This window comes from Aeromonas sp. R7-5 (assembly GCF_040908015.1).
Taxonomy (GTDB): domain Bacteria; phylum Pseudomonadota; class Gammaproteobacteria; order Enterobacterales; family Aeromonadaceae; genus Aeromonas; species Aeromonas caviae.
Map to the genome: position 1 here is coordinate 15,430 of NZ_JBFOCZ010000032.1, position 14,747 is coordinate 30,176.

General features: G+C 60.6%; 15 protein-coding genes. 12 read left to right on the forward strand and 3 right to left on the reverse strand.

Features of this window, described 5'->3' with window-relative positions; translation table 11 throughout:
• Together AB5Y53_RS13140 and AB5Y53_RS13145 are read right to left on the reverse strand one after the other, a co-directional pair.
• Complete coding sequence (locus AB5Y53_RS13140) at window positions 1-573, reverse strand: YajG family lipoprotein (protein WP_010673362.1); 573 nt, start codon at window positions 571-573, stop codon at window positions 1-3.
• Between the two features lie 24 nt (window positions 574-597).
• Window positions 598-1,731, reverse strand: a complete 1,134-nt coding sequence (locus AB5Y53_RS13145; RefSeq protein WP_049636261.1) for a methyltransferase — start codon at window positions 1,729-1,731, stop codon at window positions 598-600.
• Window positions 1,732-1,938: 207 nt separating this feature from the next.
• On the opposite strand from AB5Y53_RS13145, the gene AB5Y53_RS13150 reads away from it, so the two are divergent.
• The 9 genes from AB5Y53_RS13150 to nqrM all read left to right on the forward strand — a co-directional run bounded on the left by AB5Y53_RS13150 (window position 1,939) and on the right by nqrM (window position 9,764).
• Window positions 1,939-2,247 carry a BolA family transcriptional regulator gene (locus AB5Y53_RS13150; protein ID WP_010673364.1) on the forward strand — a complete coding sequence of 103 codons (309 nt, stop codon included), beginning with the start codon at window positions 1,939-1,941 and terminating at the stop codon, window positions 2,245-2,247.
• 419 nt (window positions 2,248-2,666) lie between these two features.
• Window positions 2,667-4,010, forward strand: coding sequence for a Na(+)-translocating NADH-quinone reductase subunit A (locus tag AB5Y53_RS13155; protein WP_029313920.1), 1,344 nt, complete (start codon window positions 2,667-2,669; stop codon window positions 4,008-4,010).
• A 3-nt stretch (window positions 4,011-4,013) separates the two neighbouring features.
• Window positions 4,014-5,243, forward strand: a complete 1,230-nt coding sequence (locus AB5Y53_RS13160) for an NADH:ubiquinone reductase (Na(+)-transporting) subunit B (RefSeq protein ID WP_010673367.1) — start codon at window positions 4,014-4,016, stop codon at window positions 5,241-5,243.
• Window positions 5,233-6,021 (forward strand): Na(+)-translocating NADH-quinone reductase subunit C, encoded by a 789-nt coding sequence (locus AB5Y53_RS13165; protein ID WP_039040709.1) that lies wholly within the window; start codon window positions 5,233-5,235, stop codon window positions 6,019-6,021. Before AB5Y53_RS13160 ends, AB5Y53_RS13165 begins: the two co-directional genes overlap by 11 nt.
• Window positions 6,014-6,646: an NADH:ubiquinone reductase (Na(+)-transporting) subunit D gene (locus AB5Y53_RS13170; protein WP_005303545.1), complete on the forward strand. Its 633-nt coding sequence runs from the start codon at window positions 6,014-6,016 to the stop codon at window positions 6,644-6,646. The genes AB5Y53_RS13165 and AB5Y53_RS13170 overlap by 8 nt, the downstream gene beginning before the upstream one ends.
• A gap of 3 nt (window positions 6,647-6,649) precedes the next feature.
• Entirely contained in the window at window positions 6,650-7,246 is a 597-nt protein-coding gene (nqrE, locus tag AB5Y53_RS13175; RefSeq protein WP_005303538.1) for an NADH:ubiquinone reductase (Na(+)-transporting) subunit E, read from the forward strand.
• A gap of 17 nt (window positions 7,247-7,263) precedes the next feature.
• Window positions 7,264-8,487: an NADH:ubiquinone reductase (Na(+)-transporting) subunit F gene (nqrF, locus tag AB5Y53_RS13180; protein ID WP_010673369.1), complete on the forward strand. Its 1,224-nt coding sequence runs from the start codon at window positions 7,264-7,266 to the stop codon at window positions 8,485-8,487.
• A 3-nt stretch (window positions 8,488-8,490) separates the two neighbouring features.
• Window positions 8,491-9,528, forward strand: a complete 1,038-nt coding sequence (locus AB5Y53_RS13185; protein ID WP_029313924.1) for an FAD:protein FMN transferase — start codon at window positions 8,491-8,493, stop codon at window positions 9,526-9,528.
• 11 nt (window positions 9,529-9,539) lie between these two features.
• Window positions 9,540-9,764, forward strand: a complete 225-nt coding sequence (gene nqrM / locus AB5Y53_RS13190) for a (Na+)-NQR maturation NqrM (RefSeq protein ID WP_010673371.1) — start codon at window positions 9,540-9,542, stop codon at window positions 9,762-9,764.
• 81 nt (window positions 9,765-9,845) lie between these two features.
• Here nqrM and AB5Y53_RS13195 read toward each other — a convergent pair whose 3' ends face one another.
• Window positions 9,846-10,055 carry a hypothetical protein gene (locus AB5Y53_RS13195; protein ID WP_048208185.1) on the reverse strand — a complete coding sequence of 70 codons (210 nt, stop codon included), beginning with the start codon at window positions 10,053-10,055 and terminating at the stop codon, window positions 9,846-9,848.
• Window positions 10,056-10,272: 217 nt separating this feature from the next.
• On the opposite strand from AB5Y53_RS13195, the gene dinB reads away from it, so the two are divergent.
• The 3 genes from dinB (at window position 10,273) to AB5Y53_RS13210 (ending at window position 14,735) form a co-directional block, all read left to right on the forward strand.
• Complete coding sequence (dinB, locus tag AB5Y53_RS13200) at window positions 10,273-11,325, forward strand: DNA polymerase IV (protein WP_010673373.1); 1,053 nt, start codon at window positions 10,273-10,275, stop codon at window positions 11,323-11,325.
• A 67-nt stretch (window positions 11,326-11,392) separates the two neighbouring features.
• Entirely contained in the window at window positions 11,393-13,528 is a 2,136-nt protein-coding gene (locus AB5Y53_RS13205) for a methyl-accepting chemotaxis protein (RefSeq protein ID WP_368182253.1), read from the forward strand.
• Window positions 13,529-13,814: 286 nt separating this feature from the next.
• Complete coding sequence (locus AB5Y53_RS13210; RefSeq protein ID WP_029313926.1) at window positions 13,815-14,735, forward strand: transcriptional regulator GcvA; 921 nt, start codon at window positions 13,815-13,817, stop codon at window positions 14,733-14,735.
• Window positions 14,736-14,747 lie beyond the last annotated feature (12 nt).

A 14,747-nucleotide genomic window follows, 5' to 3' on the forward strand; every position in this document is an offset into this window, starting at 1 on the left:
TCAGCTCGGCTGGCCCTTGAGATAACCGCGCAGCGCCTCGTCGGCCATAATCTGCTGCAGCACGCTGCCCAGTTGCTGGTTCAGGGTGGATTCCAGATCGGCCATGCTCGGCTCGCCCGGGCTCTCTTTGCTGGAGGACATGTTGAACTGCTTGGTCAGCTTGCTGCCCTGGAAGTCGGCAATCACCTGCAGGCTGACGCGGGACTTGGTGACATAGGTGAAGGTTTTCTCTTCCACGGTGACGGCGGCGGTGGAGATGGCCAGCGTCAGGTTGGTGGTGCCGCTGTTGCCCACTTCCAGGCCCTGGCTGCGCAGCCCTTCCGCCAGTTTTTCAGCCAGCAGGCTGTTGAGAGGCTGACTGCTGTTCACCAGCACAGGCGCCTTCTCTTTCTTCTTGATGGAGAAGACATAGGCGGCTTCACGCTTGTCCACCCCTTCCATGGTGATGCGGTTGCCGGAGTAGTACTGCTGGTTGGAGGGGATGACTTGCGGGTTGAGCAGGGCGCTCTCGGGCCAGTGAGTAGCACAACCGCCCAATACCAGAGCGGCCAGCAGCAAGAGTGACTTTTTCATCATGGGTTTCCTTTAGCTTTATCTTTAGCGTTTGATGGCTTTCAAAATAACGAATTTGCTGTTCGACGCAACGACTTGTGCATTGCCAAACAGGCGCTTGAGTTTGTTGTGATAGTCCAGATGACGGTTGCCTACTATCCAGAGTTCGCCCCCCTGAGGCAACACCCGGTGGGCATCGCTGAACATCTGCCAGGCGATGTGATCGGTGATCGCCTGCAGCTGATGGAAGGGGGGATTGCAGAGGATCCTGTCCGCTGCCCCGACGGGAACGTCATCGAGACAGTTGTTGACCATGAAGTGGGCACGGGGCAGGGCATCGGGCAGGTTGTGCTCGACGTTGAGCCGTGCGGACGCTACCGCCATCCGGGATTCGTCGATGAAGGTCACCTCCACCTCGCTGTCGCGCGCGAGCAGGGAGAGCCCGAGCACGCCGTTGCCACATCCCAGATCGATCACTCTGCGGGCACTGTGGATGGGCAGGTTGTCCAGCATGAAGCGGGCGCCGATATCCAGGCTGGTGCGCGAGAACACGTTGGCATGGTTGTGGATGAGCATGTCGGTGCCTTCCAGCGGCCAGACGGTCGGGAAGGGACTGGTCAGGGACGGGCGCTCGGCGGCCGGGGTGCAATGAATGAGGCGTGCCTTCTTCCAGGCGAGTGAGGTGCGGGTCTCCCCCAGATACTTCTCGAACAGCTTGAGGGTGGAGGTGTGGATGTCCTTGGCCTTGCCGGCAGCAATGATGCGGGTCGCAGGGGTCACGACCCCGCGCAGGGCAAGCAGTTGCTGCTCCAGCAGCGCCTGATACTTGGAGACCTTGATCACCACCAGGGCGGGGGCATCGGGCAGGGGGGCCAGCGCATCCTGCAGGGTGATGGCGTGGGGATCCAGCCCGTTTTCCGCCAGGTTGGCCAGGGTGGCCCGCTCGCTGATGTGGGAGTCGGTCACGCAGACGGGGGCGTGGGCATGCAGGTAGCCTGCCAGGGCGCCGAAGCCGTCGTTCATGATGATGACGGGGCCGTCAGGTACCTGCTGCGATTCGGCAAGGTGGCTTATCAGATACTCGTCCGCCGCATCCCAGGCCTGCAGGGGATCCTGGCTCTGCCGCGGGTAACGATACAGGGTCAGGCGGCAGTGGGCCGTGTCGAGCAGGGTTTGCATAGGCAAGAGTCCAACGTGTGATTGATGAATGGCGACCGTCTGCCCCGTGTTGCCCGGCAGCGGTGAAAGTGGCGCTATTCTAGCGGCGGCGGAGAAATTCACCAGTCCGGTGCGGCGAGAGCGAGCGGATCCTTCGTACCTGATGCATCGGGCGCACAACCCTGGCTACAATGGCCGGATATTCAACGAGGAGTCCTTACCGTGAGCATGCAACAACAGATAGAGGCCAAGCTGGCCGCCGCGCTCTCCCCGAGCCACCTGGAAGTGATCAATGAGAGCTACATGCACAGGGTGGCACCGGGCTCCGAAAGCCACTTCAAGGTAGTCGTGGTGAGCCAGGCGTTTGAGGGACAGCGTTTGCTGGGTCGCCATCGTCAGGTGAACGGGGTGCTGGCCGACGAGCTGGCGGGAGCCATTCATGCATTGGCGCTGCATACCTATACCGAATCCGAGTGGCAGGCCAGGGAGCAGGCGCCAAAGACGCCGGGTTGCGTCAGCAAATCCCCCTTTGCGTGAGCCGTTGTACCTTCTGATGGCGCCTTCCTCGGGCCATTAACAGCGCTATCACGAATGGTGTGCCGCCAGGGATGAGGGGTGTAGCATTATTTTTTCTAATCCTTTTCCTTATCCCTGTAAAATACCTCTATATGGTTAGTTTTGCGAAAAGTCCTTTAAAACCACGGTTTGCAAGGACGTGCGCGAAATATTCAGTGAAGGTTAATTTTGTGATAGGGCGGGGATTTTCCCCATTTGGCGTGGCGGCTAACTCGCCTAAGGTGGTAAACTCAGGCGCTTTTGAATGATCCTGTATGTTGCTGATTTGTTTATTTCTTCGACAGCTTTCCGCGATGTTGACGGGCTCATTCAACAACTCGTCGTGATGTATTTCTCGGCGCTAACCAACCTGTCTTCCCTTAACGGTAGTGCAAGTGAGTATGATTACAATTAAAAGAGGACTGGACATCCCCGTGCTGGGTGCTCCGGAGCAAGTAATCTACGATGGCCCGGCCATCACCCGTGTTGCTACACTCGGCGAAGAGTTCGTGGGGATGCGTCCTACTATGTTTGTCAAAGTAGGTGATCGCGTCATTAAAGGTCAGGAGCTCTTCGAAGATAAGAAGAATCCCGGCGTTAAATTCACGGCCCCTGCCACCGGTGTGGTTTCTGAGATCAACCGTGGTGCCAAGCGTGTTCTCCAGTCCGTCGTCATCGACATCGATGGGTCCGACGAGCAGGTGACCTTTGAGCATTTTGCCTCCGCCGAGCTAGCACAGCTCGAGCGCAGCAAGGTGCAGGAGATCCTGGTCGCATCAGGCCAATGGACCGCGCTGCGTACCCGCCCGTTCAGCAAGGTGCCTGCCGTGGGTTCCACCCCGCGCGCCATCTTCGTCACCGCCATGGACACCAACCCGCTGGCCGCCAGTGCGGAGCTGATCATCAAGGAACAGGCCCAGGCCTTCCTCGACGGTCTGGCCGTGCTGACCCGCCTGACCGATGGTACCGTCCACGTCTGCAAGGGCGAAGCCAGCCTGCCGCACTCCTCCCTGGCCCAGGTCAAGGAAGCCGTGTTCGTCGGTCCGCATCCCGCCGGTCTGCCGGGCACCCACATCCACTTCCTGGATCCGGTCGGTGCCAACAAGGTGCAGTGGCACATCAACTATCAGGACGTGATCGCTTACGGCAAGCTGTTCACCACCGGCCAGATCTTTACCGACAAGGTGATCTCCCTGGCTGGCCCGAACGTCATCAAGCCGCGTCTGCTGCGTACCCGTCTGGGTGCCAGCCTCAGCCAGCTGACCAACAACGAGCTGCGTGCGGACGAAAACCGCATCATCTCCGGTTCCCTGCTGAGCGGTGCCAAGGCCGAAGGGGTCCATGACTACCTGGGTCGCTTCCACAACCAGGTGAGCGTGCTGGGCGAAGGCCGTGAGAAAGAGTTCATGGGCTGGGTCAAACCCAGTGCCAACAAGTTCTCCATCACCCGTACCACCCTCTCTCACCTGATGAAGGGCAAACTCATCAACTTCACTACCACCACCAACGGTAGTGATCGCTCCATGGTGCCTATCGGCAACTATGAGCGTGTGATGCCGCTCGACATCCTGCCGACCCTGCTGCTGCGGGATCTGATCTCCGGTGACACCGACAGCGCGCAGGCGCTCGGCTGCCTGGAGCTGGATGAGGAAGATTTGGCGCTCTGTACCTTCGTCTGCCCCGGCAAGACAGAGTACGGCCCCGTCTTGCGTGAGTGCCTGACCAAGATCGAACTGGAAGGTTAAGCGATGAGTTTCAAGCAACTTCTTGAAAATATGGAACATCACTTCGAGCCGGGTGGCAAGTACGCCAAGTACTATGCCCTGTTCGAAGCGGCGTACACCCTGTTTTATACCCCGGGTTCCGTGACCCGCAATGCCGCCCACGTCCGTGATGCGATCGATCTGAAGCGCATGATGATCATGGTGTGGCTGGCCGTGTTCCCGGCCATGTTCTGGGGCATGTACAACGTCGGCAACCAGTCCATCGCCGCCATCGCCCACATGGGCAGCGCGGCCGGTGCCGATTCCTGGCAATACGCCCTGGCCACCCTGTTCGGTGCCTCGCTGGATCCGGCCGTCGCCGGCATCGGCAGCAAGATGCTGATCGGTGCGGCGCACTTCTTCCCGATCTACATCACCGTCTTCATCGTCGGTGGTTTTTGGGAAGTGCTGTTCGCCATGGTGCGCAAGCACGAGATCAACGAAGGCTTCTTCGTGACCTCCATCCTGTTCGCCCTGATCGTGCCGCCCGAGCTGCCCCTGTGGCAAGCTGCCCTGGGTATCACCTTCGGTGTGGTGCTGGCCAAGGAAGTGTTCGGTGGTACCGGCAAAAACTTCCTGAACCCGGCGCTGGCGGGTCGTGCCTTCCTGTTCTTCGCCTACCCGGGTCAAATCTCCGGCGATGCGGTCTGGGTTGCCGTTGACGGCTTCTCCGGCGCAACCGCACTGAGCCAGTGGGCCCAGGGCGGCCAGATGGCGCTGATCAACGGTGCCACCGGTGAAGCCATCAGCTGGATGGACGCCTTCCTTGGCAACCTGCCCGGTTCCATCGGTGAAGTTTCCACCCTGATGATCCTCATCGGCGCGGCCATGATCGTCTACATGCGCATCGCCTCCTGGCGCATCATCGCCGGCGTCATGGTCGGCATGGTCGCGACCTCCCTGCTGTTCAACGTCATCGGTTCCGATACCAACCCCATGTTCAGCATGCCGTGGCACTGGCACCTGGTGCTGGGCGGCTTCGCGTTCGGCATGGCCTTCATGGCGACCGACCCCGTCTCCGCTGCCTTCACCAACAAGGGCAAGTGGTGGTATGGCGCCCTGATCGGCGTGATGGTGGTGCTGATCCGGGTTGTGAACCCTGCCTTCCCGGAAGGCATGATGCTGGCCATTCTGTTCGCCAACCTGTTTGCCCCCTTGTTTGACCATTTCGTGGCGCAGGCGAACATCAAGCGGAGGATCGCACGTGGCGTTTAATAAAGACTCTACTACCGGCACCCTCGCCGTAGTGACCGGTCTGTGTCTGGTCTGCTCCATCGTGGTCTCCGTGGCCGCCGTGGGTCTGCGTCCGGCCCAGCTGGAAAACAAGGCGCTGGACAAGCAAAGCAACATCCTGTCCGTCGCCGGCGTCGACATCAGCGCCGTGGCCAAGCGTGACCTGGCCCAGCTCTATGGCGACAAGATTGAAGCGCGTCTGGTGGATCTGACCACTGGTGAGTTCGTTGACGGCGATGCCGACAACTTCGACACCAAGGTTGCCGCCAAGGACCCGGCCAAGAGCATCCGTCTGGCCCCGGCCGACGACAAGGCCGGCCTGCGTCAAATCTCCAAGCTGGTTCCCGTGTTCTTCGCGAAAGATGCCGAAGGCAAGGTCGACAACATCATCCTGCCGATCTACGGCCAGGGTCTGTGGTCCACCATGTACGCCTTCGTAGCGGTCGCGGCCGATGGCCAGACCATCAAGGGCATCACCTACTATGACCACGGTGAAACCCCGGGTCTGGGTGGCGAGATCGAGAACCCGGCCTGGCGCGAGCTGTTCGTCGGCAAGAAGCTGTTCGACCAGAACGGTCAGCCTGCGCTGCGGGTGATCAAGGGCCATGCTCCGGCTGGTTCCGAGCATGAAATCGACGGCCTGTCTGGTGCAACCCTGACCGGTAATGGTGTACAGCACACCTTCGACTTCTGGATGGGCCCCAAGGGCTTCGGTCCCTTCCTGGCCAAGGTACGTGCAGGAGAAATCAACAATGGCTGACAAGAGCGAAATGAAAAAGTTGCTGTTGACGCCTGTGCTCGGCAACAACCCCATCGCACTGCAGGTGCTGGGTGTCTGTTCCGCGCTGGCCGTTACCAGCCAGATGAAGACGGCGTTCGTGATGACGCTGGCCGTTACCGCGGTCACCGCCTTCTCCAACCTGTTCATCTCCCTGATCCGCAACCAGATCCCGAACAGTGTGCGGATCATCGCCCAGATGGCGGTGATTGCCTCGCTGGTTATCGTGGTTGACCAGGTGCTCAAGGCGTATGCCTATGACATCTCCAAGCAACTGTCGGTGTTCGTCGGTCTCATCATCACCAACTGTATCGTGATGGGTCGTGCCGAAGCCTACGCCATGAAGAGTGCCCCGCTGCCCTCCTTCCTGGACGGTATTGGCAACGGTCTGGGTTATGGCGCCGTGCTGCTGACCGTGGCCACCGTGCGCGAGATCCTGGGTTCCGGCACCTGGTTCGGCATCGAGCTGCTGCCGCTGGTGAACAATGGTGGCTGGTATGTGCCCAACGGCCTGCTGCTGCTGCCGCCGAGTGCGTTCTTCATCATTGGTCTGATCATCTGGGGCGTGCGCACCAAGGATCCCAAGCAGGTGGAGGCGAAGGATTAAGGTATGGAACACTATATCAGTCTGTTGATTCGCTCGATCTTCATCGAGAACCTGGCGCTCTCCTTCTTCCTGGGGATGTGTACCTTCCTGGCGGTGTCCAAGAAGGTCAAGACCGCCATGGGTCTGGGGATTGCCGTTATCGTGGTTCAGACCGTTGCCGTCCCGGCCAACAACCTGATCTACAACTACGTGCTCAAAGACGGTGCCCTGGTATCCGGTCTGGATCTGAGCTTCCTAAGCTTCATCACCTTCATCGGGGTGATCGCGGCCCTGGTACAGATCCTGGAGATGGCGCTGGACAAGTACTTCCCGGCCCTCTACAACGCCCTCGGTATCTTCCTGCCGCTCATCACCGTGAACTGCGCCATCTTCGGCGGCGTCTCCTTCATGGTGCAGCGTGACTACAACTTCGTTGAGTCCGTGGTCTATGGCGTGGGTTCGGGTGCAGGCTGGATGCTGGCTATCGTCGCGATGGCAGGGATCCGCGAGAAGATGAAATATTCCGATGTTCCGGAAGGCCTGCGCGGCCTCGGCATCACCTTCATCACCGCGGGTCTGATGGCGCTGGGCTTCATGTCCTTCTCTGGTATTTCCCTGTAATCGGAAAGGAAATATAGATGGAAATTATTCTGGGTGTGGTCATGTTCACCGTGATCCTGCTGGCCTTGGTGGCAGTCATTCTGTTCGCCAAGTCCAAGCTGGTGACCGCCGGTGACGTGACAATCAGCATCAACGGCGACCCGGCCAAGGCTGTGACCAGCCCGGCGGGTGGCAAGCTGCTTGGCGTGCTCGCCGGCAGTGGTATCTTCGTCTCCTCCGCCTGTGGCGGCGGCGGCTCCTGTGGTCAGTGCAAGGTGCGTGTGAAATCCGGCGGCGGCGACATCCTGCCGACCGAGCTGGATCACATCAGCAAGGGCGAAGCCCGTCATGGCGAGCGTCTGGCCTGTCAGGTCACCGTCCGTTCCGACATGGACATCGAGCTGCCGGAAGAGATCTTCGGCGTGAAGAAGTGGGACTGTACCGTCATCTCCAATGATAACAAGGCCACCTTCATCAAGGAGCTCAAGCTGCAGATCCCGGATGGCGAGAGCGTGCCGTTCCGTGCCGGTGGTTATATCCAGATCGAAGCGCCTGCCCACCACGTGCAGTACAAGAACTTCGATATTCCCGAGGAGTATCGTGGCGACTGGGATCGCTTCAAGATCTTCGAGCTGGAGTCCAAGGTCAACGAGCCGATCATCCGTGCCTACTCCATGGCGAACTATCCGGAAGAGTTCGGCATCATCATGCTGAACGTGCGGATCGCAACTCCGCCGCCCAGCAACTGGACTGCCCCTCCCGGCCAGATGTCTTCCTACATCTTCAGCCTGAAGGCCGGTGACAAGGTGACCATCTCCGGTCCGTTCGGCGAGTTCTTCGCCAAGGACACCGACGCCGAAATGGTGTTCGTCGGTGGTGGTGCGGGTATGGCGCCGATGCGTTCCCACATCTTCGACCAGCTGCGCCGTCTGAAGACCAAGCGCAAGATGAGCTTCTGGTACGGTGCCCGTTCCAAGCGCGAGATGTTCTATGTCGAAGACTTCGACATGCTGCAGGCCGAGAACGACAACTTCCAGTGGCACGTCGCCCTGTCCGATCCGCAACCGGAAGACAACTGGGATGGCTACACCGGCTTCATCCACAACGTGTTGTTCGAGAACTACCTCAAGAACCACGAGGCGCCTGAGGATTGCGAGTTCTACATGTGCGGGCCTCCCGTGATGAACGCCGCCGTCATCAACATGCTGAAAAACCTCGGTGTTGAAGACGAGAACATCCTGCTGGATGACTTCGGTGGTTAATCCATGCACAGCGTTGTAAAGACCTGGCTAGCCTTCGGGCTAGCCTTTTTCTTGACTGGGTGCGGTCAGGAAACGGTCCAATCGAAGCCGGAGATCCACATCACCGGCAGCACCATGGGTACCTACTACTCCATCAAGGTGGCAGATAGCGCTGTTCAGGATGCCGCCAGGCTGCAAGCCGAGGTCGACGTCTTGCTGGAGCGGGTCAACGATCAGATGTCGACCTATCGCCCGGATTCCGAGCTGTCACGCTTCAACCAGCACAAGAGCAATACCCCTGTGGTGGTTTCCCGCGATACCGCACGGGTGGTGACCGAGGCCATTCACATTGGCCGCGAGAGCCGCGGGGCGCTGGACGTCACCGTCGGTCCTCTGGTCAATCTGTGGGGCTTTGGGCCGGATGCCAGACCGACCAAGGTGCCGTCCGACGAGCTGATCGCCCAGACCCGGCAGAAGACGGGCCTTGGCAATCTGCATGTGATAACCTCTGCCGATGCCGATACCCTGCAAAAGGACATCCCGGACCTCTACGTGGATCTCTCCGCCATTGCCAAGGGGTTTGGCGTGGACAAGGTGGCCGAGTACCTGGAGTCCCAGGGGGCGCGCAACTATCTGGTGGAGATCGGCGGCGAGCTGCGCATCAACGGCGTCAACGGCAAGGGGCATCCCTGGCGTGTCGCCATCGAGAAGCCGACCGTCAATGCCGGTTCCGTACAGGAGGTGATCCTGCCCGGTGACAACGGGGTGGCCACCTCGGGCGAGTACCGCAACTATTACGAGCTGGACGGCAAGCGCTTCTCCCACACCATGGATCCGCTGACGGGCAAGCCCATCCAGCACCGCCTGGTGTCGGTGACCGTCATCCACCCCTCCTGCATGACAGCAGACGGGTTGGCGACCGTGTTCATGGTCATGGGGCCGGAGAAGAGCCTGGCCTATGCCAAGGAACGGGGGCTGGCCATCTTCACCATCACCAAGACGGATGACGGGTTCGAAGAGGCTTATTCGGATGCCTTCAAACCATATCTGGTCAAGAAGTAAGGGGTAACTACATGCAGATCTTTCTGATCACCTTCGGGGTGTTTCTGATGGTCGTGGTGGCCATGGCCATCGGCTACATTTTCCAGCGCAAGTCCATCTCCGGCTCCTGTGGCGGCCTGGGTTCCATCGGGATCGAGAAGGAGTGCGACTGCCCCGAGCCTTGCGACAACCGCAAGAAGAAGATGGCCAAGGAAGAGGCCCGTCGCAAGATGCTGGTGGACAACCGCATCATCTAACGGCGGATATCGCTCTGAAGGCAGCTGTGCAACGAAACGAGCCGACCCCTGGGTCGGCTCGTTTTTTTATGTGGCATGGGGTCAGTAGTCATATTGGCTGCATGCCTTTGCCTTGAACTCTTTCTTTCGCTTTGCCAGCTCTTCCCTGGTGCCCAGTTCATCCCCTTGCTGTATGGCTTTTTCCAAGGCGGCGATGCGCTGATAGAGCCAGTTGCACTCCGCAGTCGGGTGATCTTTGCTCGTGCCCGTCAGCGGCAGCAACAGGCCCAGCAGCGGCCAGAACCTTCTCATCCTGTACCTCCCAGCTCCCGTAAATGGGAGCCCTGAGAGTCTATGCCCGAGCCCGAACTGGCGCGCTGGCAGAAATGACAGGCTTGGGGTAGCATGGAACGTTCAACTGGTTATCCATACAGTATTTTTGTCGTTCGACACGCCTCCTCGCCGGATGCCCAGGGTCTATCCCCTATGATCTGTTCGGGAGGCTGGCGACACAGCAACAGACACGGCCATGCGCAAGATCATTCACATCGACATGGACTGCTTCTTCGCCGCGGTGGAGATGCGGGACAACCCGGCCCTCAGGGAGGTGCCGCTCGCCATCGGTGGCGCCGCCGACCGACGCGGAGTCATCTCCACCTGCAACTACGTGGCGCGCCGCTTCGGGGTGCGCTCCGCCATGCCGAGCGCCCTGGCCAGAAAGCTCTGTCCGCCATTGGTGCTGATCCCCGGGCGGATGGCCGTCTACAAAGAAACGTCGCGCCAGTTGCGCGCCATCTTCCTGCGCTACACCGAGCAGGTGGAGCCGCTCTCCCTCGATGAAGCCTATCTCGACGTGACCCAGAGTCCCCGCTGCGGTGGCAGCGCCACCCTGATGGCGGCGGAGATCCGTGCCGCCATCAGCGCCGAGCTTGGGTTGACTGCCTCGGCCGGTGTGGCGCCGAACAAGTTTCTGGCCAAGCTCGCCTCCGAGCAGCGCAAGCCTGACGGCCTGTTCGTCATCCGCCCCCAGGAGGTGGACGAGTTCGTGCGCCAGCTCCCCCTTGGCAAGCTGCCCGGCATCGGCCGCAAGACGGCAGAGCGGCTGGAGTCCCTCGGGCTGTATTCGTGCGAAGATGCCCGCCAGCTCGGCAACGAGGAGCTGATCGCCCGTTTCGGCAAGCTCGGGGAGATGCTGGCCGGCCGCATCTGGGGGCATGACGATCAGCCGGTGCAGGCCAGGCGGGTGCGCAAGAGCATCGGTGTGGAGACGACGCTCGCCAGCGATGTGCTGGACGAGGACGCCTGCTGGCAGGTGCTCAGCCGGCTCATTCCTGAGCTGGAGCAGCGTTTTGCCAAGGCCTGCCCTGCGGAGATGCTGATGGGGCAGGGGATCAAGCTGAAGTTTGCCGATTTTCACCAGACCACCGTCTATCGCAAGGGGAGTTATCAGGCGGCACGTTTCCACGATCTGCTGCACGAGGGACTGCAACGGGCTCAAGGAAAGCCCATTCGCCTGCTCGGTCTGGTCGTTGGTTTGCCCGGAGCGGGTGAAATCAATCAATTAAGCCTGGATCTCTGCTGATTTAGTTAAGTTTTTGTATCCAAAACCGATACAGTGTTCACATCTGTAGACGTTAGGAAATAGTGGCATGAGTTCTCTTTCTGTTCAGGGACGGATCACCCTGATCGCCGGTTGCTGTCTTCTGGCCAGTGCCGTCGCGCTGGTGGCTTCTTCTCTTTTCAACGCGGCCCGCATGCAGGAGCAGGTGCTCACCTCCACCACCCTGGAGGGGCAGCACGCGGCAGAAAACTGGATGCAGGCCATGGGGGCGACCCAGGCAGCCCGGGTGACCAGCTACCTCGATGAGGCTTACTTCAGGGCTACCCTGCTTGCCGAGGGCATTCTGTTCCAGCGCAAGAACGCGGCCGACAACTTCGTTCACTCCGAGGCGCTGCGCAATGCCGTCAACCAGCAGTTGCAGGATGCGGCGGAGTCGTCAGCGAACCTGCTCGGTGTCTATGCGGTATTCGAACCCAACCAGCTCGACGGGGAGGATGACAACTATCAGGGGTCGACGGCGCTCGGCGCCAACGACAAGGGGCGTTTTTCCAGCTATTGGGCCAGGGTCGACGGCAAGGTCAGCCTGGAGGTGATGGACGAAGCGATGCTGGTCAACGACAAGCCCTCCGGACACGGCGGCCTTGAGAACGACTGGTACAGTTGCAGCATCCGCAGCAAGGCGCTCTGTCTGCTCGAACCCTATGTGGACGAGGTGGGGACCCAGCAGGTGTTGATGACCTCGGTGACCGTGCCGCTGCTGGACCAGGGTTCCCTGCTGGGCATGGTGGGGGTCGACATCTCCCTGGGGACCCTGCAGAGCCTGGTGGAAGAGATGGGCCGGACCCTCTACAAGGGGCAGGGCAAGGTGCTTCTGCTGAGCAGTGAAGGGCGGGTGGCCGGCGTGGAAGGGTTCCCGGTCACCCTTGGCAATCTGCTGGAGCAGCAAGGGCTGACGCAGGATCTCAAGGGGTGGCTGACCAAGGGAGATGTGGTGACGCGCTGGAGCCCGGATGGCGCACTGTTGCAGACCTTCGTGCCGGTCAGCATGCGCGGTACGGATCGCAAGTGGGGCATCTATATCGAGCTGCCCCGCGCCGTGGTGCTCGCCTCGGCCCTGCAACTGCAAGGGGAGCTTGAGGATCAGGCCCAGCGCAGCGTGGCCACCCAGCTCACCATAGGTGGTGGGATTTCGGCGCTCGCCCTGCTCTGCATCTGGCTGATGGCCCAGCGCATCGTGGCGCCCATCCGCGCCGTGGTGGCACGCCTCAAGGACATCGCCAGCGGGGAGGGGGATCTCACTCAGCGCATCGATCTGCGCAGGGATGACGAGATAGGCGAGCTGGCCAAGTGGTTCAACAACTTCCTGGACAAGCTGCAATCCACCATCAGCCAGGTGATCGACACCGTTGCGGGCACTCGGGCCAGTGCGGCCCTGGCGGCGCAAGGGGCAGCCCGTACCAGCGCCGGCATGCAGTCCCAGTATCAGGAGGTGGATCTGGTGGCGACCGCGTTTGAAGAGTTGAGCGCTACCGCCCTGCAGGTCGCCGGCAATGCCAATGCGGCGGTGGCGGCGGCCGATGAGGCCGACACGGCGGCCCAGGAGGGCAAGTCCGTGGTGGCGCAGACCCAGGAGGCCATGTCCAGACTGATGACGGTGATAAGCGATGCCAAACCAGTGGTGGAGCACCTCTCTGCCAACAGCGACAACATCAACGACATCCTGGTGGTGATCCAGGGGATTGCCGAGCAGACCAACCTGCTGGCCCTGAACGCGGCCATCGAGGCGGCCCGAGCCGGTGAGCAGGGGCGCGGTTTTGCGGTGGTCGCCGACGAGGTGCGCAACCTGGCGGGCCGAACCCAGAACGCCATCGTCGAGATCCAGAACCTCATCGGCCAGTTGCAGTCGGGGACGGAGGCGGTGGTGAAGGCGATCCTGACCGGTCATCACCAGGCAGATCTGACCCTCACCAAGGTGGAGCAGTCGGTCAGCGTGCTGGAGCAGATCATCCAGGCTGTCGGCACCATCCACCAGATGAACGAGCAGATCGCGAGGGCCGCGCAGGAGCAGAGCGGAGTGGCGGACGAGATCAATCGCAACGTCAGCAACATTCGCGATGTGAGCCATACCATTCGGGCGGAAGCGGCGACCTCCGCCGACAACGGGCGCGAGCTGTCGCAACTGGCGGACAAGCAGCAGCAACTGGTGGGCCAGTTCCGGGTGTAGGGGAGGATAAGAAAAAAGGCGCCATCCAACCGGAGGCGCCAAACACATTCAGATGACAGACTGGGTTAAATCGACCTGATTTAGCCCTTCTTCCCGCAGAGGAAGAAACACAACACCACAATCACTGTCGACTCACTCACAAAAACCACATGTAAACCAACATGGAAGAGAAGGTGTGAGCCATATGACAACGAATTGCGTGGCGAATTATGTTTATTCACTGGTCGACCCGCAACCGACAATTTATAATGCGCCCCATTAGAAAAATTCATCGTCGGCCGATTCCATGTCTCGTCGTTTACCTCCGCTCAATGCACTGAAAGCGTTTGAAGCCGCGGCTCGTCACTTGAGCTTTACCCGCGCAGCAGAAGAGCTGTTCGTGACCCAGGCAGCCATCAGCCACCAGATCAAGGCGCTGGAGGAGTATCTCGGCATCAAGCTGTTTCGCCGCAAGAATCGCTCCCTGCTACTGACCGAGGAGGGGCAGAGCTACTTCCTCGACATCAAGGACATCTTTGCCTCCATCTCCGAGGCGACCGACAAGCTGCTGGCCCGCAGCGCCAAGGGGGCGCTCACCGTCTCCCTGCAGCCGAGCTTCGCCATCCAGTGGCTGGTGCCCCGCTTGGTCAAGTTCAGCGAACGCCACCCGGACATCGATGTGCGGATCAAGGCGGTGGACATGGACGAGGGGTCGCTGACCGACGACGTGGACGTGGCCATCTACTACGGCCGCGGCAACTGGCCGGGTCTTCGTTCGGACAAGCTGCACACCGAGTACCTGATCCCGGTCTGCTCGCCCCTGTTGCTGACCGGCCCCAAGCCCCTGCGCACCCCGGACGATCTGACCCGTCACACCCTGCTGCACGACACCTCCCGGCGCGACTGGAAGGCCTGGTTCCGCCAGCTCGACATCGATGCCCCCAATGTCAATCAGGGGCCCATCTTCAGCCACTCCACCATGGTGATCCAGGCGGCGATCCACGGTCAGGGGGTGGCGCTCGGCCACAGCGTGCTGGCCCAGCCGGAGATCGAGGCGGGTCGTCTCATCTGCCCGTTCGAACAGGTGCTGGTGAGCAAGAACGCTTTCTATCTGGTGTGTCAGGAGCAGCAGTCCGATCAGGGCAAGATAGTGGCTTTTCGCGACTGGATGCTGGAACTGGTGGAGCAGGAAGAGGCCCGCAGGCGTGCCCGCCTTGCCGATGCCTGAGGAGTTGACCTG